Here is a 25,113-nt window from a genome sequence, read left to right on the forward strand (position 1 = left end):
CGAGCGCAGGCGGAGTCCGGCCGCTCCGGACCGGGCGGCTCCCCGCCCGGCCGCCGCTTCCGGCTCCCCGGCCGGTACGTGCTGATCGCACTGGCCGCCGGGACCGTCCTGGCCGCCGCCGGGATCTGGGTGCTGTACGGCTCGCACTGGCTGCGGGTCGAGCGGGTGAGCACGTCCGGCACGGACGTGCTCACCGTCGCGCGAGTGGAGGAGGCCGCCGCCGTACCGATCGGGTCGCCGCTGGTCTCCGTGGACACCGGCGCGATCGAGGAGCGGCTCCGGCGGAGGCTGCCGCGGATCGGGACGGTCGACGTGACCCGGTCGTGGCCGCACGGAATCGGTCTGAAAGTGACCGAAAGACAGCCGGTCCTGCTGATCGAAAAGGGCGGAAAGTTCACCGAAGTGGACGCCGGTGGTACACGTTTCGCCACCGTCGACCGGGCCCCGAAGGGCGTACCGCTCCTGGAATTGACGGGGAAACAGTCAGCGGGACAGCGGCGCTTCCCGGCGGACCGGCTGACCCGCGAAGCCGTACGCGTGAGGAGCGAACTCCCCGGGAAAGTGGCTGCGGACACCAGGGCGGTCCGGGTGCGTTCGTACGACTCGATCTCGCTGGAGTTGACCGGCGGACGTACGGTGATGTGGGGAAGCGGCGAGGACGGCACGGCCAAGGCGCGTGCGCTCACCGCGCTCATGAAAGCAGCCCCTGGGGCGGGTCACTTCGACGTCAGCGCGCCCACCGCGCCCGCCTCGTCACGGAGTTGACGCTCATATGTGCTGGCCAGCACCCTGGTTGGTCAGCGCTATGGGTGATCACATAGGGTGAAAAGAAAAACGGGAGGTTCGGCGTGTTCGTTGAACGTGCGCCACTTGTCGACTTAGTGTCCTGTTCGGAAGAGTCCTAGAAGCGGACACACAGGTAACCCTGAACTTTCGACGTCAGGGTTTGGGTCGGCGTTCCGGACCGTCCCATCGGCATCAGTCTCGCAGCGCGACTTCAGCGAAGCGACGACACGTAACTCGAGGCGAGAGGCCTTCGACGTGGCAGCACCGCAGAACTACCTCGCAGTCATCAAGGTCATCGGTGTCGGCGGCGGTGGTGTCAATGCCATCAACCGAATGATCGAGGTCGGTCTCAAGGGCGTCGAGTTCATCGCGATCAACACTGACGCGCAAGCCCTGTTGATGAGCGACGCCGACGTCAAGCTCGACGTCGGCCGCGAACTCACCCGGGGCCTCGGCGCCGGAGCCAATCCGGCGGTCGGTCGCAAGGCGGCAGAGGACCACCGTGAGGAGATCGAGGAGGTCCTCAAGGGGGCCGACATGGTCTTCGTCACCGCAGGCGAGGGAGGCGGCACCGGCACCGGTGGCGCGCCCGTGGTCGCCGCCATCGCGCGTTCGCTGGGCGCCCTCACGATCGGTGTGGTCACCCGCCCGTTCACCTTCGAGGGCCGCCGTCGCGCGAATCAGGCGGAGGACGGCATCGCCGAACTCCGCGAAGAGGTCGACACCCTCATCGTCATCCCCAACGACCGGCTGCTGTCCATCTCGGACCGTCAGGTCAGCGTGCTGGACGCCTTCAAGTCGGCCGACCAGGTGCTGCTCTCGGGTGTCCAGGGCATCACCGATCTGATCACCACACCGGGTCTGATCAACCTCGACTTCGCGGACGTCAAGTCCGTGATGTCCGAGGCCGGATCGGCGCTCATGGGCATCGGCTCGGCCCGCGGCGACGACCGCGCGGTGGCCGCCGCCGAGATGGCGATCTCCTCGCCCCTGCTCGAAGCGTCCATCGACGGCGCCCGCGGTGTTTTGCTCTCCATCTCCGGCGGCTCCGACCTCGGTCTCTTCGAGATCAACGAGGCCGCGCAGCTCGTGAGCGAGGCCGCCCACCCCGAGGCCAACATCATCTTCGGCGCCGTCATCGACGACGCCCTGGGCGACGAGGTGCGGGTCACCGTGATCGCGGCGGGCTTCGACGGCGGACAGCCGCCGACGCGCCGCGAGACCGTGCTCGGCGCCGGCAAGCGCGAGGAGCCGCAGGCCCCGCCGAGGTCCGCAGACAGCGGCAGGTCCACCGGTGGACTCGGTACGGTCCCGCCCCGCGACGACAGCCCGGCCAAGCCGGAACCGGCGCAGGCGCTCAACGAGAAGCCGCTCCCGCCGATCAGCTCGCCGCACGTCCCGCCGGCCCGTCCGTACCAGGACACCCAGGTCGAAGAGCTGGATGTTCCGGACTTCTTGAAGTGATAGAGCGGCAGGACACCGAGAGCGGCGCGCACTTCGCCTTCACCGACAGGTGGGGCGGGGTGAGCGCCGTTCCGTACGAACAGCTCAATCTGGGCGGCGCGGTCGGCGACGACCCGGCCGCCGTACGGACCAACCGCGAGCTCGCCGCGAAGTCCCTGGGACTCGATCCGGGGCAGGTGGTCTGGATGAACCAGGTGCACGGCCGCGAAGTGGCGGTCGTGGACGGCCCCTGGCACGCGGCGGACGCGGCGGCTCCCGTGAGCCCTGCCGCCCCCGCGGCTCCTTCCGCCCCTTCCGGGATTCCGCCCGTCGACGCGCTGGTCACCGCGCGCGGCGGACTCGCCCTCGCCGTACTCACCGCGGACTGCGTGCCGGTGCTGCTGGCCGACCCGGTCGCCGGGATCGCGTCCGCCGCCCACGCCGGACGCCCCGGGCTCGTCGCCGGGGTCGTGCCTGCCGCCGTCGAGGCCATGGTCGCGCTCGGCGCCGAACCGTCCCGGATCACCGCCCGTACCGGACCGGCCGTCTGCGGACGCTGCTACGAGGTCCCGGCGGCGCTGCGCGACGATGTCGCCGCGGTCGTACCGGAGTCCTGGGCCGAGACCAGCTGGGGCACCCCGGCCGTCGACGTCGTCGCGGGGGTGCACGCGCAGCTCGCCGCGCTCGGGATCCAGGACCGGGGGCGGTCGGACTTCTGCACACGCGAGTCGGGCGACCACTTCTCGTACCGCCGCGACCGGACGACGGGCCGGCTCGCCGGCTATGTCTGGCTGGACGGCGCCGACGGTCCGGGCGGTACGGCATGACGGACCGCAGGACCGAACTCGCGGACCGTCTCGCGAAGGTGGAGGACCGGATCGCCGGGGCCTGCGCCGCCGCCGGGCGCGCGCGGGAGGAGGTGACCCTGATAGTGGTCACCAAGACCTACCCCGCGAGCGACGTCCGGATCCTCCACGAGCTGGGGGTGCGGGAGGTCGCCGAGAACCGCGACCAGGACGCCGGGCCCAAGGCCGCCGCCTGTCAGGATTTGTCGTTGACGTGGCACTTCGTCGGCCAGTTGCAGACGAACAAGGTTCGTTCCGTGGCGGGTTACGCCGATGTCGTGCAGTCTGTCGACCGGGTGAAGCTCGTTTCCGCCCTCTCCGCCGCGGCGGTCCGGGCGGAGCGTGAACTGGTCTGTCTCATCCAGGTCGCGCTCGACGCCGGTTCGGGCGAGCGCGGGGCGAGAGGGGGTACGGCGCCCGACGGGATCGAGGAGTTGGCCACCGCGCTGGCCGGTGCGCCGGGTCTGCGGCTCGGCGGTCTGATGACCGTGGCGCCGCTGGCCGGACCGTACGCGGGGCGGCAACAGGCGGCGTTCGAGCGGCTGCTGGAATTCTCATCCCGCCTGCGCGCGGACCATCCGGCTGCGAACATGGTGTCAGCAGGGATGAGTGCGGACCTCGAAGCAGCCGTCATGGCCGGAGCGACACATGTACGCGTCGGTACGGCGGTGCTCGGAGACCGACCTCGGCTCGGGTAACGTCGCGAAGCAAGTCGGACCACAGCAGAAAATATGGTCATTCCCGCCGATTGACGGGTGGACCGAGTGGATCGCGGGCACTTGGTGACGAGGCCGATCCACCACAGAGCGGAGGACTCAGAGCATGGCCGGCGCGATGCGCAAGATGGCGGTCTACCTCGGCCTCGTGGAGGACGATGGGTACGACGGCCGGGGCTTTGACCCCGACGACGATTTCGAACCCGAGCCGGAGCCCGAGCGGGAGCACCGGCGCCACCAGCCCGTGCACCAGCAGGAGCGGGAAGAACCGGTGCGGATGGTCCAACCACCCGCGCAGCGCGAGCGGGAGCCGGTGCCCCTAGCGGTAGAAAACGGACGTCCGGCGCGAATCGCCCCCGTGGCATCCATCACACCTGAACGTCCGAGCCTGGAGAAGAACGCACCGGTGATCATGCCCAAGGTCGTGTCCGAGCGGGAGCCCTACCGCATCACCACGCTGCACCCGAGGACCTACAACGAGGCCCGTACCATCGGGGAACACTTCCGTGAGGGCACGCCCGTGATCATGAATCTCACGGAGATGGACGACACGGACGCGAAGCGACTTGTCGACTTTGCCGCGGGTCTTGTCTTCGGTCTCCATGGCAGCATTGAACGGGTGACGCAGAAGGTGTTCCTGCTGTCTCCTGCTAACGTCGATGTCACGGCGGAGGACAAGGCCCGCATCGCAGAGGGCGGATTCTTCAACCAGAGCTGAGAACACGGCACCGGGAACGACCCGGTCGCAGGGCGGGAACGATCCGGTCGCAAGGCCGGACCGGGGACCAGGGGAGAGGGAAGCACGGGATGGGCGTCGCACTAGAGGTGATCTACATCGTTCTGGTGTGTTTCCTCGTCGTGCTTATTTTCCGGCTGGTCATGGACTACGTCTTCCAGTTCGCCCGCTCGTGGCAACCCGGCAAGGCGATGGTGGTCGTCCTGGAGGCCACCTACACTGTCACCGATCCACCGCTCAAGCTTCTGCGGCGGTTCATTCCGCCGCTGCGTCTCGGGGGCGTGGCACTCGACCTGTCCTTCTTCGTTCTGATGATCATCGTGTACATCCTCATCACGGTCGTGAGCGGTCTCGCGACGTGAACGACCTGGTGAGGGGAATGTGAACGATACGGTCTTGCCGACTGCCGACGACTACGTAGAGGTGAAGAAGAGATGCCGTTGACCCCCGAGGACGTGCGGAACAAGCAGTTCACGACCGTCCGCCTCCGAGAAGGCTATGACGAGGACGAGGTCGATGCCTTTCTCGACGAGGTCGAGGCGGAACTGACGCGCCTCCTTCGTGAGAACGAGGACCTGCGCGCCAAGCTGGCCGCCGCCACGCGGGCCGCCGCGCAGAACCAGCAACAGCAAGGGATGCGCAAGCCTCCCGAACAGCAGGATCGGCCCGGCGCCCCGGTGCCCGCCGCCATATCCGGACCGCCGCAGCAGCAGCAGCCCCCGCAGATGGGCCCGCCCCAGCTGCCCGGTGGTGCTCCGCAGCTGCCCGCGGGTCCGAGCGCGCACCCCGGCCACGGTGGTCCCCAGGGTCACGGCCCCCAGCAGGGCCAGCACGGCCCCGGTCCCATGCAGGGCGGCCCCATGGGCCAGATGCAGGGCCCCATGCAGGGCCAGATGCAGGGCGGCCCGATGCAGGGCGGTCCCATGCAGGGCCAGATGCAGGGTGGCCCGATGCAGGGTCAGATGCAGGGCGGACCCATGCAGGGCCAGATGCAGGGCGGCCCCATGGGCGGACCGATGGGCGGTCCCATGGGCGGCCACCCGCAGCAGGGACAGCTCGGTCAGGGTCCCGGCGGCGACAGCGCGGCCCGGGTGCTCTCGCTGGCGCAGCAGACCGCCGACCAGGCGATCGCCGAGGCGCGTTCCGAGGCCAACAAGATCGTCGGTGAGGCGCGCAGCCGCGCCGAGGGTCTGGAGCGGGACGCCCGTGCCAAGGCGGACGCGCTGGAGCGGGACGCCCAGGAGAAGCACCGCGTGGCGATGGGCTCCCTGGAGTCCGCGCGCGCCACGCTGGAGCGCAAGGTCGAGGACCTCAGGGGCTTCGAGCGGGAGTACCGCACGCGGTTGAAGTCCTACCTGGAGAGCCAGCTGCGCCAGCTGGAGACCCAGGCGGACGACTCGCTCGCACCGCCGCGTACGCCTTCGGCGCCCTCGCTGCCGCCGTCGCCCTCGATGGCTCCGGCCGGCGCGGGTGCGATGGGGCACTCCATGGGCAACGGGTCGATGGGCAACGGCTCCATGGGCAACGGGTCCATGGGCGGTTCGATGGGCCACGGCGGTCCGGCCGCGGGTCCGTCGTACGGCGGGCAGCAGCAGATGTCGCCCGCGATGACGCAGCCTATGGCGCCGGTGCGGCCGCAGGCGCCGCAGCCGATGCAGCAGGCGCCGTCGCCCATGCGGGGCTTTCTGATCGACGAGGACGACAACTGACGGGGCTACGCGGTGCGTAGCGCGTGGCCGTCGGCAGGCTGACGCTCAACAGGGCCGGGCCCGGGGTTTTCACCCCGGGCCCGGCCCTGTTCGTGTGCGGTGCGGTGGTGCCGCTGCGCGGGGCTTGTCCCCTACCCGCCCCTTCCCGAAACTGGGGGCGAGCCCCCAGACCCCCTGTGTCCTCAATCGCCGGACGGGCTTGATTTTCAGCCCGTCCGGCGATTGAGGACAACCGGGTTACGCCTTGCGCAGGTGGAACGTCAGGGACAGGCCCTCGTCCGTGAACGGGGTGCCGTACGTGTCGTCCGGGTCGCCCTCCGCGTAGTCCGTCGACAGGACCTCGTCCGCGATCAGGGTCGCGTGGTCCGTCAGGGCCGTACGGACCGCCTCGTCCGTCGTGCGCCAGCGCAGCGCGATGCGGTCCGCCACGTCCAGGCCGCTGTTCTTGCGGGCCTCCTGGATCAGCCGGATCGCGTCGCGGGCCAGGCCCGCCAGCCGCAGTTCGGGGGTGATCTCCAGGTCCAGCGCGACCGTCGCGCCCGAGTCGGAGGCCACCGACCAGCCCTCCCGGGGGGTTTCTGTGATGATCACCTCGTCGGGGGCGAGTGTGATCGTCTCGCCGTCCACCGTGACCGACGCCGTGCCCTCGCGCAGCGCCGCGGACAGCGCCGCCGCGTCCGCCTCGGCGACCGCCTTCGCGACCGCCTGGACGCCCTTGCCGAAACGCTTGCCCAGCGCGCGGAAGTTCGCCTTCGCCGTCGTGTCGACCAGCGAGCCGCCGACCTCGGCGAGCGTCGCGAGGGATGAGACGTTCAGCTCCTCCGTGATCTGCGCGCGCAGTTCGTCCGACAGCGCCTCGAAGCCCGTCGCCGCGATCAGGGCGCGCGACAGGGGCTGGCGGGTCTTGACGCCCGACTCCGCCCGCGTCGCCCTGCCCAGCTCCACCAGGCGCCGTACCAGCAGCATCTGCTGGGAGAGGGTGGGGTCGATCGCCGCCAGGTCCGCCGCCGGCCACTCCGCCAGGTGCACCGACTCCGGCGCGTCCGGCGTGACCGGCACGATCATGTCCTGCCAGACCCGCTCGGTGATGAACGGGGTCAGCGGGGCCATCAGGCGGGTGACCGTCTCGACCACCTCGTGCAGCGTGCGCAGCGCCGCCTTGTCGCCCTGCCAGAAGCGGCGGCGGGAGCGCCGTACGTACCAGTTGGAGAGATCGTCGACGAAGGCCGACAGCAGCTTGCCGGTGCGCTGGGTGTCGTACGCCTCCATCGCTTCCGTCGCCTGGTCGACCAGCGCGTGCAACTCGCTGAGCAGCCAGCGGTCCAGCAGCGGGCGGTCGGCCGGGGCCGGGTCGGCCGCGCTCGGCGCCCAGTTCGACGTCCGCGCGTACAGGGCCTGGAAGGCGACCGTGTTCCAGTAGGTGAGAAGGGTCTTGCGGACGACCTCCTGGATCGTGCCGTTGCCGACCCGGCGCGCCGCCCACGGGGAGCCGCCGGCCGCCATGAACCACCGCACCGCGTCGGCGCCGTGCTGGTCCATCAGCGGGATCGGCTGGAGGATGTTGCCCAGGTGCTTGGACATCTTCCTGCCGTCCTCGGCGAGGATGTGCCCGAGGCAGACCACGTTCTCGTAACTCGACTTGTCGAAGACGAGCGTGCCGACGGCCATCAGCGTGTAGAACCAGCCGCGGGTCTGGTCGATCGCCTCGGAGATGAACTGCGCCGGGTAGCGCTTCTCGAAGAGATCCTTGTTCTGGTACGGGTAGCCCCACTGCGCGAACGGCATCGAACCGGAGTCGTACCAGGCGTCGATGACCTCGGGCACGCGCGTCGACGTCTGCCCGCAGTCGGGGCAGGCGAAGGTCACCTCGTCGATGTACGGGCGGTGCGGGTCGAGGCCGGACTGGTCGGTGCCGGTCAGTTCGGTCAGCTCGGCGCGGGAGCCCACGCAGGTGAGGTGGTTGTCCTCGCAGCGCCAGATCGGCAGCGGGGTGCCCCAGTAGCGGTTGCGGGACAGCGCCCAGTCCACGTTGTTGTCCAGCCAGTCGCCGTACCGGCCGTGCTTGACCGAGTCCGGGAACCAGTTGGTCTTCTCGTTCTCCTCCAGCAGCCGGTCCTTGACCGCCGTCGTACGGATGTACCACGAGGGCTGCGCGTAGTAGAGGAGCGCGGTGTGGCAGCGCCAGCAGTGCGGATAGCTGTGCTCGTACGGCACATGGCGGAACAGGACCCCGCGCTCGCGCAGGTCCTCCGTCAGCGCTTCGTCCGCCTTCTTGAAGAAGACGCCGCCGACCAGCGGGACGCTCTCCTCGAAGGTGCCGTTCGGGCGGACCGGGTTGACGACCGGCAGGCCGTACGCGCGGCAGACCTTGAGGTCCTCCTCGCCGAAGGCGGGGGACTGGTGGACCAGGCCGGTGCCGTCCTCCGTGGTGACGTACTCCGCGTTGACCACGTAGTGGGCCGTCGTGCCCTCGGGGAAGTCGATCAGCCGGAACGGCCGGTCGTACGTCCAGTACTCCATCTCGCGGCCGGTGAAGGACTCACCGGTCACGTCCCAGCCCTCGCCGAGCGCCTTCGCGAGCAGCGGTTCGGCGACGACCAGCTTCTCCCGGCCGTCCGTCGCGACCACGTACCGCACGTCGGGGTGGGCGGCGACGGCGGTGTTCGACACCAGCGTCCACGGAGTGGTCGTCCAGACCAGCAGCGCCGCCTCGCCCGCGAGCGGGCCGGAGGTCAGGGGGAAGCGGACGAAGACCGAGGGGTCGATGATCGTCTCGTAGCCCTGCGCCAGCTCGTGGTCGGACAGGCCCGTCTCGTCGCGGGGGCACCAGGGGGCCACCCGGTGGTCCTGGACCAGCAGGCCCTTGTCGAAGATCTCCTTCAGGGACCACCACACCGAGTCGACGTACTGCGGGTCCATCGTCCGGTACGCGTCGTCGAGGTCGACCCAGTAGCCCATGCGGGTCGTCAGCTCGGTGAAGGCGTCGGTGTGGCGGGTCACGGACTCCCGGCACTTGGCGTTGAACTCGGCGATGCCGTACGCCTCGATGTCCTTCTTGCCGGTGAAGCCCAGCTCCTTCTCGACGGCCAGCTCGACCGGCAGTCCGTGGCAGTCCCAGCCGGCCTTGCGGACGACGTGGTAGCCGCGCATCGTACGGAAGCGCGGGAAGACGTCCTTGAAGACGCGGGCCTCGATGTGGTGGGCGCCCGGCATGCCGTTGGCGGTGGGCGGGCCCTCGTAGAAGACCCACTCGGGGCGGCCCTCGGAGTGGGCGAGGGTCTTGTCGAAGATCTTGCCGTCGCGCCAGAAGTCGAGCACGGCGTGCTCCAGCGCGGGCAGGTCGACCTGGGCGGGCACCTGGCGGTACCGGGGGGTCGCGGGCGTCGATGTCATCTGGTGGTCTTCCTCCGGCGGAACTGCGTCGTCTCCGTCGGAGGGACGAGAGCTGCGCTCCCGCGGTACCACCCTCCTTGGCCCCGGGCGTGCCGCCCGTGGCCCCCTCATTGGGGTCGCGCTGCCGGGTCTACTCGCCCGGGACCTACCTGGTGGTACGTCCCCGGACTTTCTTCCGGCGGCTCCGGGGTGATGCTTCGCCCCGCGCTCGCCCCCGGGCTCTCACCGTCCCCGGGTCGCTCATGGCCGCTCACGGGGGTACTCGTCCCCATCCACGCCTCTCGCTCCGTCCAGTGTACGGGGCGGGGCGGGGCCCGGCCGACGGGTTTTACGCCGCTCCGGCAGGCGGCGGCGTAGGTTGTCGCCGCGGTTGTCGCCCCGGCCGCCGCCGGGGTCGCCGCCGCGTCCCGGGGAGCCGTACGGCCGAACGTACGGCTCGAACGGGCGAACGGGCGCATCCGGGCTCCGGAGGCGCTCGCGTGGCGGATTACCGGGCGGCGAGGTGGGCACAACGGTGGGAGGCTCCTGTTGTCGCGGCACAGGAGGGGCCGGGTCCCGTCGCCGGACGGGACGCGAGCGGCGGCGTGCCCCGTTGCCGCCCGGCTGGGGTCGATTTATCGTCCCAGCACGATTCGCGAGCAAGATCACCAAGTGTGAAGGGGCCGCGGCCATGGTGGCGAAGAAGAGCGCCGCGAAGAAGACGACCGCGCCGAAGGCCGCGGCGAAGAAGGCCGCCGGGACCACGGTGAACACCGCGGCGGCCGACCGGGCACCGACCGAGGACACACCGGCCGGGGGCGCACCGCCCCAGGAGTCCGCGAAGAAGGCCCGGACCAGGAAGCCGGCGGCGAAGAAGCCGGTGACGAAGAAGCCGGTGACGAAGAAGTCGGCGGCCGAGAAGTCGGCGGGCAGGAAGTCGGCGGCCGGGAAAGCGGCGGCCGGAAAGGCGGCGCCCGCCAGGGCGGCCGGCAGGGCGTCAGAACAGGCCGCGTCCGCGGCCGAGGGGGCGGCCGAGGCCGCGGAACAGACGGGAGCCAAGACGGTGGCAGCGAAGAAGACCACGGGGGACAGGACACCGGCCGCGGGCAAGGCCCCGGTCACGGCACCGGCCGCCGCCACGGCCGCACCCCCGGGCGAGCTGGCGGTACGGCCCGGCGAGGACCCCTGGACCCCGGAGGAGGTCGCGGAGGCCCGCGCGCTGATGGAGAGCGAGGTCACCCGGCTCCAGGCCGAGCTCGCCTCGTCCGAGGCGTCGCTCGTCGGCCTCATGCGGGACTCCGGGGCGGGCGCCGGTGACGACGACGCCGACACCGGTACGAAGAACATCACCCGCGAGCACGAGATGTCCCTGGCGGCCAACGCGCGCGAGATGCTGGAACAGACCGAGCGGGCGCTCCTGCGCCTCGACGCGGGCACGTACGGGCTCTGCGAGGTCTGCGGCAAGCCCATCGGCAAGGCCAGGATGCAGGCGTTTCCGCGGGCCACCCTGTGCGTGGAGGACAAGCAGAAGCAGGAACGTCGAGGCTGAACTCGTACGCGTGTGTCGTACCCTCGTCCTCTATAAGACATCTAGGTTGAGGGACTCACGTGGCAGAGGCGGAGCGCGTCATCGGTACGCCGGATGTGGACGACGAGGCCGCGGCTCCCGCCGAGCGGCCGAAGGGGCGGCGCAGGATCGCCGCCCTCTTCACCGTGGCCGTCGTGGCGTACCTGCTCGACCTCGGCAGCAAGATGCTCGTGGTGGCCAGGCTGGAGCACCACGAGCCGATCGACGTCATCGGCGATCTGCTGCGGTTCGAGGCGGTACGGAACCCGGGCGCCGCGTTCGGCATGGGTGAGGCCTTCACGGTGATCTTCACGGTGATCGCGGCGACCGTGATCGTGGTCATCGCCCGGCTGGCCCGCAAGCTCTACAGCCTGCCCTGGGCGATCGCCCTGGGGCTGCTGCTCGGTGGCGCGCTCGGCAACCTCACCGACCGGATCTTCCGCTCCCCGAGCCCCTTCCAGGGCGCCGTGGTCGACTTCATCGCCCCGGCGCACTTCGCGGTCTTCAACCTCGCCGACTCCGCGATCGTCTGCGGCGGCGTCCTGATCGTGCTGCTGTCCTTCCGGGGCCTGGACCCCGACGGCACGGTCCACAAGGACTGACAAGGCATACTCGACGGGTGAGTCTTCCCGAGATCAGAACGCTTCCCGTGCCCGATGGCCTGGAGGGCGAGCGTGTCGACGCCGCCCTCGCCCGTATGTTCGGGTTCTCCCGTACGAAGGCGGCCGAGCTGGCCGCCTCCGGGAAGGTCCAGGTCGACGGCGCCGCGGTGGGGAAGTCCGACCGGGTCAGCGGCGGTGCCTGGCTGGAGGTGGAGCTCCCCGAGCCCGCCCAGCCCATACGTGTCGTCGCCGAGGCAGTCGAGGGCATGGAGATCATCCACGACGACGACGACATCGTGGTGATCGTCAAGCCCGTGGGCGTGGCCGCCCACCCCAGCCCCGGCTGGACCGGCACCACCGTCATCGGCGGTCTCGCCGCGGCCGGCTACCGCATCTCCACCTCGGGCGCGGCCGAGCGCCAGGGAGTCGTCCACCGGCTGGACGTCGGCACCTCCGGGCTGATGGTCGTCGCCAAGTCGGAGCGCGCGTACACGCTGCTCAAGGCGCAGTTCAAGGAGCGCGTCGTCGACAAGCGCTACCACGCGCTGGTGCAGGGCCACCCCGACCCGATGAGCGGGACGATCGACGCCCCGATCGGCCGGCACCCGAACCACGACTACAGGTTCGCGGTCACCGCCGAGGGCAAGCCGTCCGTCACGCACTACGACCTGATCGAGGCGTTCCGGTCGGCGTCGCTGCTGGACATCAAGCTGGAGACGGGCCGCACCCACCAGATCCGGGTGCACATGGCCGCCCACCGCCACCCGTGCGTCGGCGACCTCACGTACGGCGCGGACCCCACGCTGGCCAAGCGGCTGGGGCTCACCCGGCAGTGGCTGCACGCGGTGCGCCTCGGCTTCGAGCACCCGTCGGACGGCCGGTGGGTGGAGTACGCGAGCACGTACCCCGCCGATCTCCAGGGCGCGCTGGACCAGGTGAGGGCGGAGAGCAACGTATGACCACGATCGACGGCGACCTGCTGGGACATGTCGTACGGGAGGCCACGGGGCCTGAAGACCGGGAGGCGTGTTTCGCGGTCCGCAAGGAGGTCTTCGTCGTCGAGCAGGGCGTACCCGAGGACCTCGAGTACGACGGCAGGGACGACGACGCGATCCAGGTGCTGGCCGTCAGGGACGACGGCCTCCCGCTGGGCACCGGACGGCTCCTGTACGGCCCCGCCGCGGCGGACAGGACCGGCGGGGACCCGAGCGTCGGCGCCCTGGGCCGCCTGGCCGTGAACCGGGACGCACGCGGCCGGGGACTGGGCGCGGCCCTGGTCCGTGCCATCGAGGACGCGGCGCGCGAGCGCGGCCTCACCGCGGTGGATCTGCACGCGCAGACCCACGCGCTGGGTTTTTACGAACGCTTGGGGTACGAGGCGTACGGACCGGAGTTCCTGGACGCGGGCATCCCGCACCGCTCGATGCGGCGCGCGCTGTAACGCGGGCGGGCCCGGCCGGTCCTGTGGGGCCTGTCCGGCGGACAGGCCCCGGCCAGGCCGGGCTCGCCGGAATCCCGAGGGGATCGTGGCAGGCTTGGCCGCCTGATCCAGCCTGACCGGGCTGCCGAGCCGCCGGAGGGCGCAAACCGTGGACCAGCTGGCCCTGCTGCTCGTGCTCCTGCTGGGGGCGGTGGTCACCGTACCGCTGGGGGAGCGGCTCGGGCTGCCGTCGCCGGTGCTGATGACGATCATCGGGATCGTCCTGGCCCTGCTGCCGTTCGTGCCGAACGTGGACGTCTCCCCGGACCTCATCCTTCCGCTGCTGCTGCCCCCGATCCTCTACGCCGCCGTCCAGCGCACGTCCTGGCGGCAGTTCACGGCCAACAAACGGCCCATCTTCCTGCTCGCCGTCGCGCTGGTGTTCGTGACGACGGCCGCGGTCGCCGCGGTGGCCAACGCCGTCGTCCCCGGGCTGCCGATCGCCGCCGCGCTCGTGCTCGGCGCGCTCGTCGCCCCGCCCGACCCGGTGGCCGCGACGGCCGTCGCGGGCTCCCTCGGACTGCCCCGGCGGCTGGTGTCGATCCTGGAGGGGGAGGGCCTGTTCAACGACGTCACGGCGATCGTCCTCTACCACGTGGCGATCTCGGCGGCCGTCAGCGGCACGTTCTCCTGGCCGGTGGCCGTGGGGCAGTTCGCGCTGTCCGCGGTGGTGGCCGTCGCGATGGGACTCGCGCTCGGCTGGGTCACCAACAAGCTCATGTCCCTGCTCGACGACGCGACCCTCCAGATCGGGCTGACGCTCCTGGTGCCGTTCGCCACGTACGTCCTCGCGGAGGAACTGCACGGCTCGGGCGTCCTCGCCGTCCTCACCGTCGCCCTCTACCTGGCCGAGCACTCCGCGGACGCCGACGACGTCATGGGGCGGCTGGCGGGGAACGCCTTCTGGCAGATCGTCGACACGCTGGTGACCGGCATCGCCTTCGGCCTGATCGGGCTGGAACTCCACCAGGCCTTCGGCACCGGCGACGGCCGGGGTGGCGCCCTGCTGGGCTGGAGCGCCGCCGTGGTCGGGGTGGTCGTCGGGGTCCGGCTGCTCTACCTGATGCCGGCGACCTGGCTGGCGAAGCGCCTTCACAAGCTCCGCGACTACGACGAGGAGATCCCGGTCAGCTGGCGCGAGACCGTGGTCATGTGGTGGGCGGGGATGCGCGGGGTGGCGTCGGTCGCGCTGGCGCTGGCGATCCCGCTCAAGACCGACAGCGGGGAGCCGTTCCCGGGCCGTGACGAGATCATCTTCATCGCGTTCGCGGTCATCATGACCACCCTGGTCTTCCAGGGACTGACCCTGCCGTGGCTGGTACGGCGCCTCGGGGTGCGGGCGGACACGGACGCCGAGCGTGAGCTGCTGAACATCCTCGCGGGGCGCGCGGCGAAGGCCGCGCGGCACCGGCTCCGGGAGATCGAGAGCGTCGAGGACCTGCCGGAGGAGCTGAGCGAGCGGCTGCTGCGGGCGGCGTTCGACCTGGGGGTGCGGATCAGCCCGGACATCGTGGACGACGAGCGGCGCGAGGGGTTCCGGCGGCGGGTGGACCGGATCAAGACCGTGCAGCGGATCCAGCGCGAGATGATGTCGGCGGCGCGGCACGAGATCCTGGCGGCGCGGAGTGAGCCGGGGGCGGATCCGGAGCTGGTGGACCGGGTGTTGCGGCACCTGGATGTGCACAGCATGCGGTAGCGCTGCCGCGGGGGGCCCGGGTGCACGGCCGCCCCGGGTGCACGGCCTGCGGCCGTAGTGCGTCCTCAATCGCCGGACGGGCTTGATTTGGCTCGGCTCGGTGGTGAGGTGTCAGGCGCCGGACCGGCTTGATTTGGCCGGGGACATCGTGATCCTCGGGAGGGCCTGGGGGTGTTCGGCCGCCAGCCAGGCCAGGAGTTGTTCCCGCACCGCGCAGCGGGTGGTCCAGATGTCGTCCGCGTCCTTCGCGGTGACCACCGCCCGTACCTCCATCGTGCTCGGGGTGGTGTCCGTGACGGCCAGGCTCCAGTCCCGGCCGTCCCACGACGGGCACTCCAGCAGGATGTCGTGCAGCTTCTCGCGCATCAGGTCCACCGGCGCCGTGTGGTCTAGCTGGAAGAAGACCGTGCCGGTCATCTGGACCCCGCCGCGCGACCAGTTCTCGAAGGGGCGGCTGGTGAAGTACGACACCGGCATGGTGATGCGCCGCTCGTCCCAGGTCCGTACCGCCAGGAAGGTCAGCGTGACCTCCTCCACCACGCCCCACTCGCCGTCGACCACCACGGTGTCCCCGATGCGCACCATGTCGCCGAACGCGATCTGGAAGCCCGCGAAGAGGTTGCCGAGCGTCGACTGGGCGGCGACCCCGGCGACGATGCCGATGATGCCCGCCGAGGCCAGCATCGACGTACCGATCGTGCGCAGGCCGGGGAAGGTCAGCAGGATCGCCGCCACCGCCACCACGATGACCACGGCGGTCACGATCCGCATGATCAGCGTGACCTGCGTACGGACCCGGCGCACCCGTGCCGGGTCCCGGGTCACCGTGGCGTAGCGCGCGTACGCCGACTGGACCGCGACGGACACCGCCCGGATCACCAGCCAGGCCCCGGCGCCGATGATCACCAGCGTCAGCGTCTGCCCGATCCGGTCCTGGTGGCTGTCGACGGACGGCCACCGGGTCTCCCGGAACGTGGCGCGCAGGATCGCGGCCAGCAGGACCACCTGGAGGGGGAGCCGGCAGCGGCGCAGCAGCCCCCACAGGGGCGTCTCGTGGTGGCGCTCGTCCGCCCGGCGCAGCAGGACGTCGACCGCCCAGCCGAGCAGCAGGGTCAGCGTGATCGAGCCACCGACCACGATCACCGGTCGCAGTACGTTCTCCATGTCTCCCTCTCGACTCGTCCGGCTCCCCGGCCGTTCCTGTCCGGTCTCCGTTCCTGTCCAGGTCCGCCGGGCGTCTCAGGCGTTCCGGGCGGGCTGGCAGGATGTCGGGATGGACATCATGCTTTTCCACTCGATGTACGGCCTGCGCCCGGCCGTGCACGCGGGTGCGGACCGGCTGCGCGCGGCCGGGCATTACGTGCGCGTGCCCGACCTCTTCGAGGGACAAACCGCCGCGACGGTGGAAGAGGGCGTCGCGCTGAAGGACAAGATCGGCAAGGAGGAGCTGCTGCGGCGGGCGATCCTGGCCGCCGCGCCGTACTCGGAGCGCGGTCTGCTGTACGCCGGGTTCTCGCTCGGCGGCTCGATCGCGCAGACCCTGGCGCTGGGGGACGAGAAGGCGCGGGGGCTGCTGCTGTTGCACGGCACGTCCGACATCGCGGAGAACGCGGCCGTGGACGAGCTGCCCGTACAGCTGCATGTCGCGGACCCCGACCCGTTCGAGTCGCACGACTGGCTGAACAGCTGGTATCTGCGGATGCGGCAGATCGGCGCGGACGTCGAGATCTACCCGTACCAGGGCGCGGGGCACCTCTACACCGACCCTGAACTGCCGGACTACGACGAGGCCGCGGCGGAGCGGACCTGGCGGACGGCGCTCGGTTTCATCGACTCGCTCTAGGGCGTGTCCGCGGCGCTCGCGCGGGGACGGGTGTGGGGCGGGGAAATCGCTCCCCGCCCCACCCGGTCCTGCCCGTCGGCTCAGGCCTTGAGCGCCTTGTCGATCGCCGTGTTGAACTGCGCCACCGTCATGGGCGGGTTCTGGCTGCCGTCGTCCGCCGTGAGCGTCTTGCCGTCCATCTTGAAGGTCGGGGTGCCCTGCACGCCGCTCTTGTCGAACGTGGCGGACATCTTCATCGCCCAGGCGTCGAACGTGCCCTGCTTGACGTCCTTCTGGAAGGCCGCGTTGTTCTTGAGGGCGCTCACCGAGTCGGCGACCTGGAGGAGGTAGCTGTCCTTGGCGAACTTGTCGTTGCTCTCCTCCGGGTGGAACTGCGTGGAGTAGAGCGCGGTCTTGTACTGGAGGAACGCGTCGGGGCTCACGTTGAGCGCGGCGCCCAGCGCGGACAGGGCGTTCTTCGAGCCCGTGCCGTTGTCGGAGTTGTCGATGAACGTCGCGCCGACGTACTGGATCTTGAACTTGCCCGCGTCGATGTCGTTCTGGACCGTCGTGCCGACCGTCTGCTCGAACTGGGCGCAGATCGGGCAGCGGGAGTCCTCGAACACTTCGAGGGTCTTCGGGGCGGACGCCTTGCCGATGACGACGGTCGTGCCGTTCGTGCCCGTGGTGTTCTTCGGGGCGGTGACGGTCGTCTCGTTCTTCGCGGCCTCCCAGTGGGAGGGCTTGTTGCCCTGGACGACGGCGTACCCGACGCCGCCGGCTATCGCGAGGAGGACGACGGCGGAACCGGCGACGATCCCCTGGCGGCGGAAGCGGTCCTTCTTCGCCTGGCGCTCGCGCTCCTGGCGCAGTCGTTCGCGGGCCGCCGCCTTGTTGGCCTGGTTGTTGCGTGTACTCATGATCGATGACTCCGTGTGAGGACGCGCCCACGCCGCTGAGGGCTGGCGCTGGTGGGGGTACGGACGGGGTGGGGAGGGGCCGGGTCGGCTCAGGCGGCGCTGAGCGCGGGAAGCGGCGGTCCCCGCCGTCCTACGGAATGCACGAGCAGATGCGTACGGGACAGGCGCGGGCGGCCCGTGGGGCGCGCCCCGCGCCGTACGGCCCGGCGCACGGTCCCCGCGACGGAGGAGAAGGCGACGAGCAGCGGCCGGAACGCGGAGGTGGCGGCGGTCCGTACCAGACCGGCCAGCGCGGCCTCGCCGTGCCGCAGCCAGACCGTGGCGAGCAGCCCGATCGAGACGTGCACGGCGAGCAGCAGCCAGGGCAGGGCCGGGTCGGGGGAGTTCAGCAGCGCGGCGGCGCCGCGCTCGGGGGAGACCACTCCGGGGAGCGGGTTCCCGAGGCCGCCGCCGCACAGCACGTCGAGGCCGACCGAGCGCAGCGACCCCGCGACGGGGCCGCCGGCCGGGCCGTAACAGACCTGCTGGCCGCTGGTGAAGACGGTGTCCGCCGCCAGCTCCAGGGGGACGAGCAGCGCCGCGATCGGCCAGAAGCCGCGCTCGCGGCCGGCTGTCGCGTACGCCAGGAGGAACACCACGGCGCTGAGGCCGGCCACGACGGGCAGGGGCACGGGGACCCGGGAGAGCAGCACGTGGGAGCCCACGGACAGCGTCACGACGAGTGCCGTGAACAGTGCTGCCCGCAGCGCTCGGAGCTGCGTCCCGGAAATGTCCATTGTCGCCGAGTGTGCCATGCCCGCCGGTAAACACCCCTTAAAGGCCTGGCGGGGCCACCGGTCGCCGGACGGCCCCGGGCGGGCCCGAGAGGCCCGCCCGGAGGTGTCCCAGGGGGGTGGGCCCTACGCCAGCCGACCGTTGCGGAACAGGTCCACGAAGATCTGGTGGTCCGCCCGCGCCCGCGCCCCGTACGTGTGCGCGAAGTCCACCAGCAGCGCCGCGAAGCCGTCCTCGTCGCCCGCGATCGCCGCGTCGATGGCCCGCTCGGTGGAGAACGGCACCAGCGAGTGGCCGCTCTCGTCGTCCGCCGCCGCGTGCATCGTCGCCGTGGCCCTGCCGAGGTCCGCGACGACCGCCGCGATCTCCTCCGGGTCGTCCAGGTCCGACCAGTCCAGGTCCACCGCGTACGGCGAGATCTCCGCGACCAGCTGGCCCGCCCCGTCCAGCTCCGTCCAGCCCAGCCACGGGTCGGCGTGCGCCTGGAGCGCCCGCTGCGAGATCACCGTGCGGTGGCCCTCGTGCTGGAAGTACTCCCGGACGGCCGCGTCCGTGATGTGCCGGGACACCGCCGGGACCTGCGCCTGCTTCATGTAGATCACGACGTCGTTCTCCAGGGCGTCGCTGTTGCCCTCCAGCAGGATGTTGTACGAGGGCAGCCCGGCCGACCCGATGCCGATCCCGCGCCGCCCCACGACGTCCTTCACGCGGTACGAGTCCGGGCGGGTCAGGCTGGACTCCGGGAGGGTCTCCAGATAGCCGTCGAAGGCCGCGAGGATCTTGTAGCGCGTCGCCGCGTCCAGCTCGACCGCGCCGCCGCCGGACGCGAAGCGCCGCTCGTACTCCCGGATCTCCGTCATCGAGTCGAGCAGCGCGAACCGGGTCAGCGAACGGGCCGCCCGCAGCGCCCCGAGCAGCGGCCCCTCGGCGGTGTCCAGCGTGAAGGGCGGCACCTCGTCGTTCTTGGCGCCCGTCGCCAGCGCGTGGATCCGCTCGCGGTACGCGCCCGCGTAGATCTCCACCAGCTCCGTGATCTGCTCGTCACTCAGCGCCTTCGTGTACCCGATCAGCGCGAGGGAGGCGGCGAAGCGCTTGAGGTCCCAGGTGAAGGGGCCGATGTACGCCTCGTCGAAGTCGTTGACGTTGAAGATCAGCCGGCCGTTGGCGTCCATGTACGTGCCGAAGTTCTCCGCGTGCAGATCGCCGTGGATCCACACCCGGCCGGTCCGCTCGTCCAGGAACGGGCCGCTCGCCCTGCTGCCCGCCCGCTGCTGCTCCAGGTCGTGGTAGAAGAGGGCCGCGGTGCCCCGGTAGAACGCGAACGCGGACGCCGCCATCTTCCGGAACTTCACCTGGAAGGCGGCCGGGTCGGCCGCCAGCAGCTGGCCGAAAGCGGTGCCGAACACGGCGAGGATCTCCTCGCCGCGCTCCTCGTCAGCTGTTTCTGCGGGACGCGGGACCGACATCGCGGGGTGCCTCCTGGTGCAAGGGCTAAGGGTGTCGACGGCGCCTCGGCGCCGTCAGAAGTGGCAACGCACGACGGTACTCGCGAGTGCCCGCCGGTGGGCCCGTCCGGCCCTCGTTTGTCGGTCCCGAGTCGTAGACTTCCACGCTGTCCCCCCAGACTGTTCCGCAGCCTGTCGATCGCCGTTCGCCGGAGGCCCCCGTCGTGACCAAGCCGCCTTTCACGCACCTGCATGTCCACACCCAGTACTCACTGCTGGACGGTGCCGCGCGGCTGGGGGACATGTTCAAGGCCTGCGGTGAGATGGGCATGTCCCACATCGCCATGACGGACCATGGGAACCTGCACGGGGCCTACGACTTCTTCCACCAGGCGAAGAAGGCCGGGGTCACCCCCATCATCGGGATCGAGGCGTACGTCGCCCCCGAGTCGCGGCGCAACAAGCGGAAGATCCAGTGGGGCCAGCCGCACCAGAAGCGGGACGACGTGTCCGGTTCCGGCGGTTACACCCACAAGACGATCTGGGCGGCGAACGCGAAGGGCCTGCACAACCTCTTCCGCCTCTCCTCCGACGCGTACGCCGAGGGCTGGCTGACGAAGTGGCCGCGGATGGACAAGGAGACCATCGCCCAGTGGTCCGAGGGCCTGATCGCCTCCACCGGCTGCCCGTCCGGCGAGGTCCAGACCCGGCTGCGCCTCGGCCAGTTCGACGACGCGCTCAAGGCGGCCTCCGAGTACCAGGACATCTTCGGCAAGGACCGGTACTTCCTGGAGCTGATGGACCACGGCATCGAGATCGAACGCCGGGTCAGGGACGGCCTGCTGGAGATCGGCCAGAAGCTGGGCATCCCCCCGCTGGTCACCAACGACTCGCACTACACGTACGCGAACGAGGCCACGGCGCACGACGCGCTGCTCTGCATCCAGACCGGCAAGAACCTGTCCGACCCGGACCGCTTCCGCTTCGACGGCACCGGCTACTACCTCAAGTCCACGGACGAGATGTACGCGGTGGACTCCTCCGACGCCTGGCAGGAGGGCTGCGCCAACACCCTGCTGGTGGCGCAGCAGATCGACACCGACGGCATGTTCCAGGAGCGGAACCTGATGCCCCGGTTCGACATCCCCGACGGCTTCACCGAGGTCACCTGGTTCCGCGAGGAGACCATGCGCGGCATGGCCCGCCGCTACCCGGGCGGCATCCCGGAGGACCGGCTCAAGCAGGTCGAGTACGAGATGGGGATCATCATCGAGATGGGCTTCCCCGGGTACTTCCTGGTGGTCGCCGACTTCATCATGTGGGCCAAGAACAACGGCATCGCGGTGGGCCCGGGCCGCGGCTCGGCGGCCGGCTCGATCGTCTCGTACGCGATGGGCATCACCGACCTCGACCCGATCGAGCACGGGCTGATCTTCGAGCGGTTCCTCAACCCCGAGCGCATCTCGATGCCCGACGTCGACATCGACTTCGACGAGCGTCGGCGCGGCGAGGTCATCCGGTACGTGACGGAGAAGTACGGCGCCGACAAGGTCGCCATGATCGGTACGTACGGAAAGATCAAGGCCAAGAACGCGATCAAGGACTCCGCGCGTGTCCTCGGCTACCCGTACGCGATGGGCGACCGGCTCACCAAGGCCATGCCCGCCGACGTCCTCGGCAAGGGCATCGACCTCAACGGCATCACGGACCCCAAGCACCCGCGCTACAGCGAGGCGGGCGAGATCCGGGCGATGTACGAGAACGAACCGGACGTGAAGAAGGTCATTGACACCGCGAAGGGTGTGGAGGGCCTCGTCCGGCAGATGGGTGTGCACGCGGCCGGCGTGATCATGTCCAGCGAGCCGATCGTCGACCACGCCCCGATCTGGGTACGGCACACCGACGGGGTGACCATCACGCAGTGGGACTACCCCCAGTGCGAGTCGCTCGGCCTCCTCAAGATGGACTTCCTGGGGCTGCGCAACCTCACGATCATGGACGACGCCGTCAAGATGGTGAAGGTCAACAAGGGCATCGACCTCGACCTGCTCGCGCTGCCGCTCACCGACCCGACGACGTACGAACTGCTCTGCCGCGGTGACACCCTCGGCGTCTTCCAGTTCGACGGCGGGCCCATGCGTTCCCTGCTGCGCCTGATGAAGCCCGACAACTTCGAGGACATTTCCGCCGTCTCGGCCCTCTACCGGCCGGGCCCGATGGGCATGAACTCGCACACGAACTACGCGCTGCGCAAGAACGGCCAGCAGGAGATCACCCCGATCCACCCGGAGCTGGAGGAGCCCCTCAAGGAGATCCTCGGCCTCACCCACGGCCTGATCGTGTACCAGGAGCAGGTGCAGAAGGCCGCCCAGATCATCGCCGGGTACTCACTGGGCGAGGCCGACATCCTGCGCCGCGTGATGGGCAAGAAGAAGGCCGACGAGCTGGCGAAGAACTTCGTCCTCTTCCAGGCCGGCGCCAAGAAGAACGGCTACTCGGACGAGGCGATCCAGGCCCTGTGGGACGTCCTGGTGCCGTTCGCCGGATATGCCTTCAACAAGGCCCACTCCTCCGCGTACGGCCTGGTCACCTACTGGACCGCGTACCTCAAGGCGAACCACCCCGCCGAATACATGGCGGCGCTGCTGACCTCCGTCAAGGACGACAAGGACAAGTCGGCCGTCTACCTCAACGAGTGCCGGCGCATGGGCATCAAGGTGCTCCCGCCGAACGTCAACGAGTCCCAGTCGAACTTCGCCGCGCAGGGCGACGACGTGATCCTCTTCGGCCTCACCGCGATCAGGAACGTCGGGCAGAACGTCGTCGACTCGATCATCCGGTGCCGCAAGGCCAAGGGGAAGTACAGCTCCTTCCCCGACTTCCTGGACAAGGTCGAGGCGGTCGTCTGCAACAAGCGGACCGTCGAGTCGCTGATCAAGGCCGGCGCCTTCGACGAGATGGGCCACACCCGCAAGGGGCTCGTCGCCCACCACGAGCCGATGATCGACAACGTGGTCGCGGTGAAGCGCAAGGAGGCCGAGGGGCAGTTCGACCTCTTCGGCGGGATGGGCGAGGAGCAGAACGACGAGCCCGGCTTCGGCCTCGACGTCGAGTTCTCCGACATCGAGTGGGACAAGTCGTACCTCCTCGCGCAGGAGCGGGAGATGCTCGGCCTGTACGTCTCCGACCACCCGCTCTTCGGTCTGGAGCATGTGCTGTCGGACAAGTCCGACGCGGCGATCTCCCAGCTCACCGGCGGTGAGCACGCGGACGGCGCGGTCGTCACCATCGGCGGCATCATCTCCGGCCTCCAGCGCAAGATGACCAAGCAGGGCAACGCCTGGGCCATCGCCACCGTCGAGGACCTCGCCGGATCCATCGAGTGCATGTTCTTCCCCGCGACCTACCAGCTGGTCTCCACCCAACTCGTGGAGGACACCGTCGTGTTCGTCAAGGGCCGCCTCGACAAGCGCGAGGACATCCCCCGGCTGGTCGCCATGGAACTCCAGGTGCCCGACGTGTCGTCCGCCGGGACGGACGCGCCCGTGGTCATCACGATCCCGACGGTGAAGGTCACCCCGCCGATGATCAGCAGGCTCGGCGAGATCCTCGGCCACCACCGGGGCAACTCCGAGGTGCGGATCAAGCTCCAGGGCGCCAGGAAGACGACGGTGCTCCGGCTGGACCGGCACCGGGTGCAGCCGGACGCGGCGCTGTTCGGCGACCTGAAGGTGCTGCTGGGCCCGGCGTGCCTGGCGGGCTGACGTACCACTGACTTACACGGCTGAGGGGCACGCCCGGACCACCGGGCGTGCCCCTCACGCGTGGGCGGCGTCGTCGCGGCCGTCAGTTGTGGCCGAAGCGCTTCTGCTTGCCCTTGTGCGGCATGTCCGACGGGGTTATCCGGGACTGCACCTGGTCCGAGCGGTCCTCGGACGACCGGGACTCCTCGGAGCCGCGCGTCTCCGCCGGCGGGGTCTGCTGCTTGTTGCGGTCACGGTTCTTGTTCTTCGCCATGAAGGTGCCTCCTGAGACGGTCCCGGGACCGGGACGCGTTCAGACTCACATATGCCGCAAAACGCCGCATTTTGGATCATTGCGCTGGGTAGTGAGCCCATGTCACGGGGCCGGTGTGGGATACGCCACGCCGATGATCGAGTTCCGGACGTCAAGCCTCTTGCCGTCGGGCAGACTCGAAGGAAACCCGCAGTAACTCCCGATCGCCCGATCCCGAGGTTGCCGAAAGAGGGGTGGAACACGTGGATCGCTGCGTCGTCCTGGTGGACGCCGGATATTTGCTGGGCGCCGCCGCGAGTCTCCTCGCCGGAGAACCGGCGCGCTCCCGCATCACCGTCGACCACGCCGCGCTCATCCAGGGCCTGCGCGAGCGGGCCGAGGCCGATACGGAACAGCCCCTGCTCCGGATCTACTGGTTCGACGGCGCCCCCGACCGCGTCCCCCAGCCCGAACACCGGCGGCTGCGGGTCATGCCCCGCGTCACGGTCCGCCTGGGCGCGCTGACCCGCAGCGACGGGCGCTGGGCGCAGAAGGGAGTGGACGCGGCGATGCACGCGGAGCTGACCGAGCTGGCCAGGAATCGCGCCTGCTCGGACGTGGTCCTGGTGACCGGCGACGGGGATCTGCTGCCCGGCCTGATGTCCGCCAAGGAACACGGCGTGGCGGTGCACCTGTGGGCCGTGCAGGCCGCGGACGGCGACTACAACCAGTCCGAGGACCTGGTGGCCGAGGCGGACGAGCGGCGCGTGCTCGACCGGGCGTGGATCACCCATTCCGTACGGGCCAAGGAGACGGCGGCCGTGTGCCCGCCGCCGCCGGTGCCTCGGCCGGAGATCGCGGCGATTCTGTCGGCGCCGCTGCCGGAGTCGGGGCCCGAGTCGGCGACCGGGTCCGGCTCCTCCGGCTCCTCCGGCTCCTCCGTTCCGTCCGCCTCGGCCCGGAAGGCCGACGGAGCCGTGGCGCCGGCCACGGAGGGGCGCAACGGCTCGGGGCCGGCGGAGCACGAGCGCGCGGATGCGGACGCGGACGCGCCTCCGGCGCAGGGGGGCCGTGGTGTGCCGACTCCCAAGGACCTCGCGAGCCTGCGGGCTCCGCTGGGGCCCTCGGTCGGGACGTCGGCCGGGACGTCGGCCGGGCAGCCGACCGGGCAGCCGACCGGGCCGTCGGGCACGGCGGCCGCGGC

At 70.3% G+C, this 25,113-nt stretch carries 21 protein-coding genes; 15 read left to right on the forward strand and 6 right to left on the reverse strand.

What is annotated here, in order from left to right; genetic code table 11:
* The 7 genes from GT042_RS32790 to GT042_RS32820 form a co-directional block, all read left to right on the forward strand.
* On the forward strand, positions 1-765 hold a 765-nt coding region (locus tag GT042_RS32790; protein ID WP_237531440.1), incomplete at its 5' end, for an FtsQ-type POTRA domain-containing protein.
* Positions 766-1,041: 276 nt separating this feature from the next.
* Entirely contained in the window at positions 1,042-2,250 is a 1,209-nt protein-coding gene (gene ftsZ / locus GT042_RS32795) for a cell division protein FtsZ (protein ID WP_161312325.1), read from the forward strand.
* On the forward strand, positions 2,247-3,056 hold the full coding sequence (gene pgeF / locus GT042_RS32800; protein WP_161312326.1) for a peptidoglycan editing factor PgeF: 810 nt from the start codon (positions 2,247-2,249) through the stop codon (positions 3,054-3,056). The genes ftsZ and pgeF overlap by 4 nt, the downstream gene beginning before the upstream one ends.
* Positions 3,053-3,772: a YggS family pyridoxal phosphate-dependent enzyme gene (locus tag GT042_RS32805; RefSeq protein WP_161312327.1), complete on the forward strand. Its 720-nt coding sequence runs from the start codon at positions 3,053-3,055 to the stop codon at positions 3,770-3,772. Before pgeF ends, GT042_RS32805 begins: the two co-directional genes overlap by 4 nt.
* Before the next feature lie 124 nt (positions 3,773-3,896).
* Positions 3,897-4,508, forward strand: a complete 612-nt coding sequence (gene sepF / locus GT042_RS32810; RefSeq protein WP_161312328.1) for a cell division protein SepF — start codon at positions 3,897-3,899, stop codon at positions 4,506-4,508.
* Positions 4,509-4,597: 89 nt separating this feature from the next.
* On the forward strand, positions 4,598-4,888 hold the full coding sequence (locus GT042_RS32815) for a YggT family protein (RefSeq protein WP_161312329.1): 291 nt from the start codon (positions 4,598-4,600) through the stop codon (positions 4,886-4,888).
* 72 nt (positions 4,889-4,960) lie between these two features.
* Entirely contained in the window at positions 4,961-6,235 is a 1,275-nt protein-coding gene (locus tag GT042_RS32820) for a DivIVA domain-containing protein (RefSeq protein ID WP_161312330.1), read from the forward strand.
* A 237-nt stretch (positions 6,236-6,472) separates the two neighbouring features.
* On the opposite strand, the gene ileS is transcribed toward GT042_RS32820, so the two are convergent.
* Positions 6,473-9,628 carry an isoleucine--tRNA ligase gene (gene ileS, locus GT042_RS32825; protein ID WP_161312331.1) on the reverse strand — a complete coding sequence of 1,052 codons (3,156 nt, stop codon included), beginning with the start codon at positions 9,626-9,628 and terminating at the stop codon, positions 6,473-6,475.
* Between the two features lie 670 nt (positions 9,629-10,298).
* Between ileS and GT042_RS32830 the strand changes: the two genes are divergently transcribed.
* The 5 genes from GT042_RS32830 (at position 10,299) to GT042_RS32850 (ending at position 14,952) form a co-directional block, all read left to right on the forward strand.
* Positions 10,299-11,156 carry a TraR/DksA C4-type zinc finger protein gene (locus tag GT042_RS32830; RefSeq protein ID WP_161312332.1) on the forward strand — a complete coding sequence of 286 codons (858 nt, stop codon included), beginning with the start codon at positions 10,299-10,301 and terminating at the stop codon, positions 11,154-11,156.
* 59 nt (positions 11,157-11,215) lie between these two features.
* A complete protein-coding gene (gene lspA, locus GT042_RS32835) occupies positions 11,216-11,776 on the forward strand; it encodes a signal peptidase II (protein ID WP_161312333.1) in 561 nt (186 codons plus the stop codon).
* A gap of 17 nt (positions 11,777-11,793) precedes the next feature.
* A complete protein-coding gene (locus GT042_RS32840) occupies positions 11,794-12,735 on the forward strand; it encodes an RluA family pseudouridine synthase (RefSeq protein ID WP_161312334.1) in 942 nt (313 codons plus the stop codon).
* Positions 12,732-13,217, forward strand: a complete 486-nt coding sequence (locus GT042_RS32845; protein ID WP_161312335.1) for a GNAT family N-acetyltransferase — start codon at positions 12,732-12,734, stop codon at positions 13,215-13,217. Before GT042_RS32840 ends, GT042_RS32845 begins: the two co-directional genes overlap by 4 nt.
* A gap of 148 nt (positions 13,218-13,365) precedes the next feature.
* The gene (locus GT042_RS32850; protein WP_161312336.1) at positions 13,366-14,952 is read left to right on the forward strand and encodes a Na+/H+ antiporter; all 1,587 of its coding nucleotides are present in this window, start codon (positions 13,366-13,368) and stop codon (positions 14,950-14,952) included.
* Positions 14,953-15,063: 111 nt separating this feature from the next.
* Here GT042_RS32850 and GT042_RS32855 read toward each other — a convergent pair whose 3' ends face one another.
* Positions 15,064-16,116 (reverse strand): mechanosensitive ion channel domain-containing protein, encoded by a 1,053-nt coding sequence (locus tag GT042_RS32855; RefSeq protein WP_161312337.1) that lies wholly within the window; start codon positions 16,114-16,116, stop codon positions 15,064-15,066.
* 109 nt (positions 16,117-16,225) lie between these two features.
* Between GT042_RS32855 and GT042_RS32860 the strand changes: the two genes are divergently transcribed.
* Entirely contained in the window at positions 16,226-16,795 is a 570-nt protein-coding gene (locus GT042_RS32860) for a dienelactone hydrolase family protein (protein WP_202534399.1), read from the forward strand.
* 80 nt (positions 16,796-16,875) lie between these two features.
* Here the strand turns inward: GT042_RS32860 and GT042_RS32865 are convergent, their stop codons facing one another.
* The 3 genes from GT042_RS32865 to GT042_RS32875 all read right to left on the reverse strand — a co-directional run bounded on the left by GT042_RS32865 (position 16,876) and on the right by GT042_RS32875 (position 19,934).
* On the reverse strand, positions 16,876-17,694 hold the full coding sequence (locus GT042_RS32865) for a thioredoxin domain-containing protein (protein WP_161312338.1): 819 nt from the start codon (positions 17,692-17,694) through the stop codon (positions 16,876-16,878).
* 89 nt (positions 17,695-17,783) lie between these two features.
* Entirely contained in the window at positions 17,784-18,470 is a 687-nt protein-coding gene (locus GT042_RS32870) for a hypothetical protein (RefSeq protein WP_161312339.1), read from the reverse strand.
* Between the two features lie 123 nt (positions 18,471-18,593).
* On the reverse strand, positions 18,594-19,934 hold the full coding sequence (locus GT042_RS32875; RefSeq protein WP_161312340.1) for a DUF2252 domain-containing protein: 1,341 nt from the start codon (positions 19,932-19,934) through the stop codon (positions 18,594-18,596).
* A 203-nt stretch (positions 19,935-20,137) separates the two neighbouring features.
* Here GT042_RS32875 and dnaE point away from each other — a divergent pair, with 203 nt between their 5' ends.
* Positions 20,138-23,677 (forward strand): DNA polymerase III subunit alpha, encoded by a 3,540-nt coding sequence (dnaE, locus tag GT042_RS32880; protein ID WP_161312341.1) that lies wholly within the window; start codon positions 20,138-20,140, stop codon positions 23,675-23,677.
* A gap of 82 nt (positions 23,678-23,759) precedes the next feature.
* Here the strand turns inward: dnaE and GT042_RS38450 are convergent, their stop codons facing one another.
* Positions 23,760-23,930, reverse strand: coding sequence for a hypothetical protein (locus GT042_RS38450; protein WP_202534401.1), 171 nt, complete (start codon positions 23,928-23,930; stop codon positions 23,760-23,762).
* 233 nt (positions 23,931-24,163) lie between these two features.
* Between GT042_RS38450 and GT042_RS32885 the strand changes: the two genes are divergently transcribed.
* Positions 24,164-25,113 (forward strand): NYN domain-containing protein (locus GT042_RS32885; protein WP_161312342.1); only part of this gene is annotated, 950 nt, incomplete at its 3' end.

Source organism: Streptomyces sp. SID3212 (genome assembly GCF_009865405.1).
Lineage (GTDB): Bacteria > Actinomycetota > Actinomycetes > Streptomycetales > Streptomycetaceae > Streptomyces.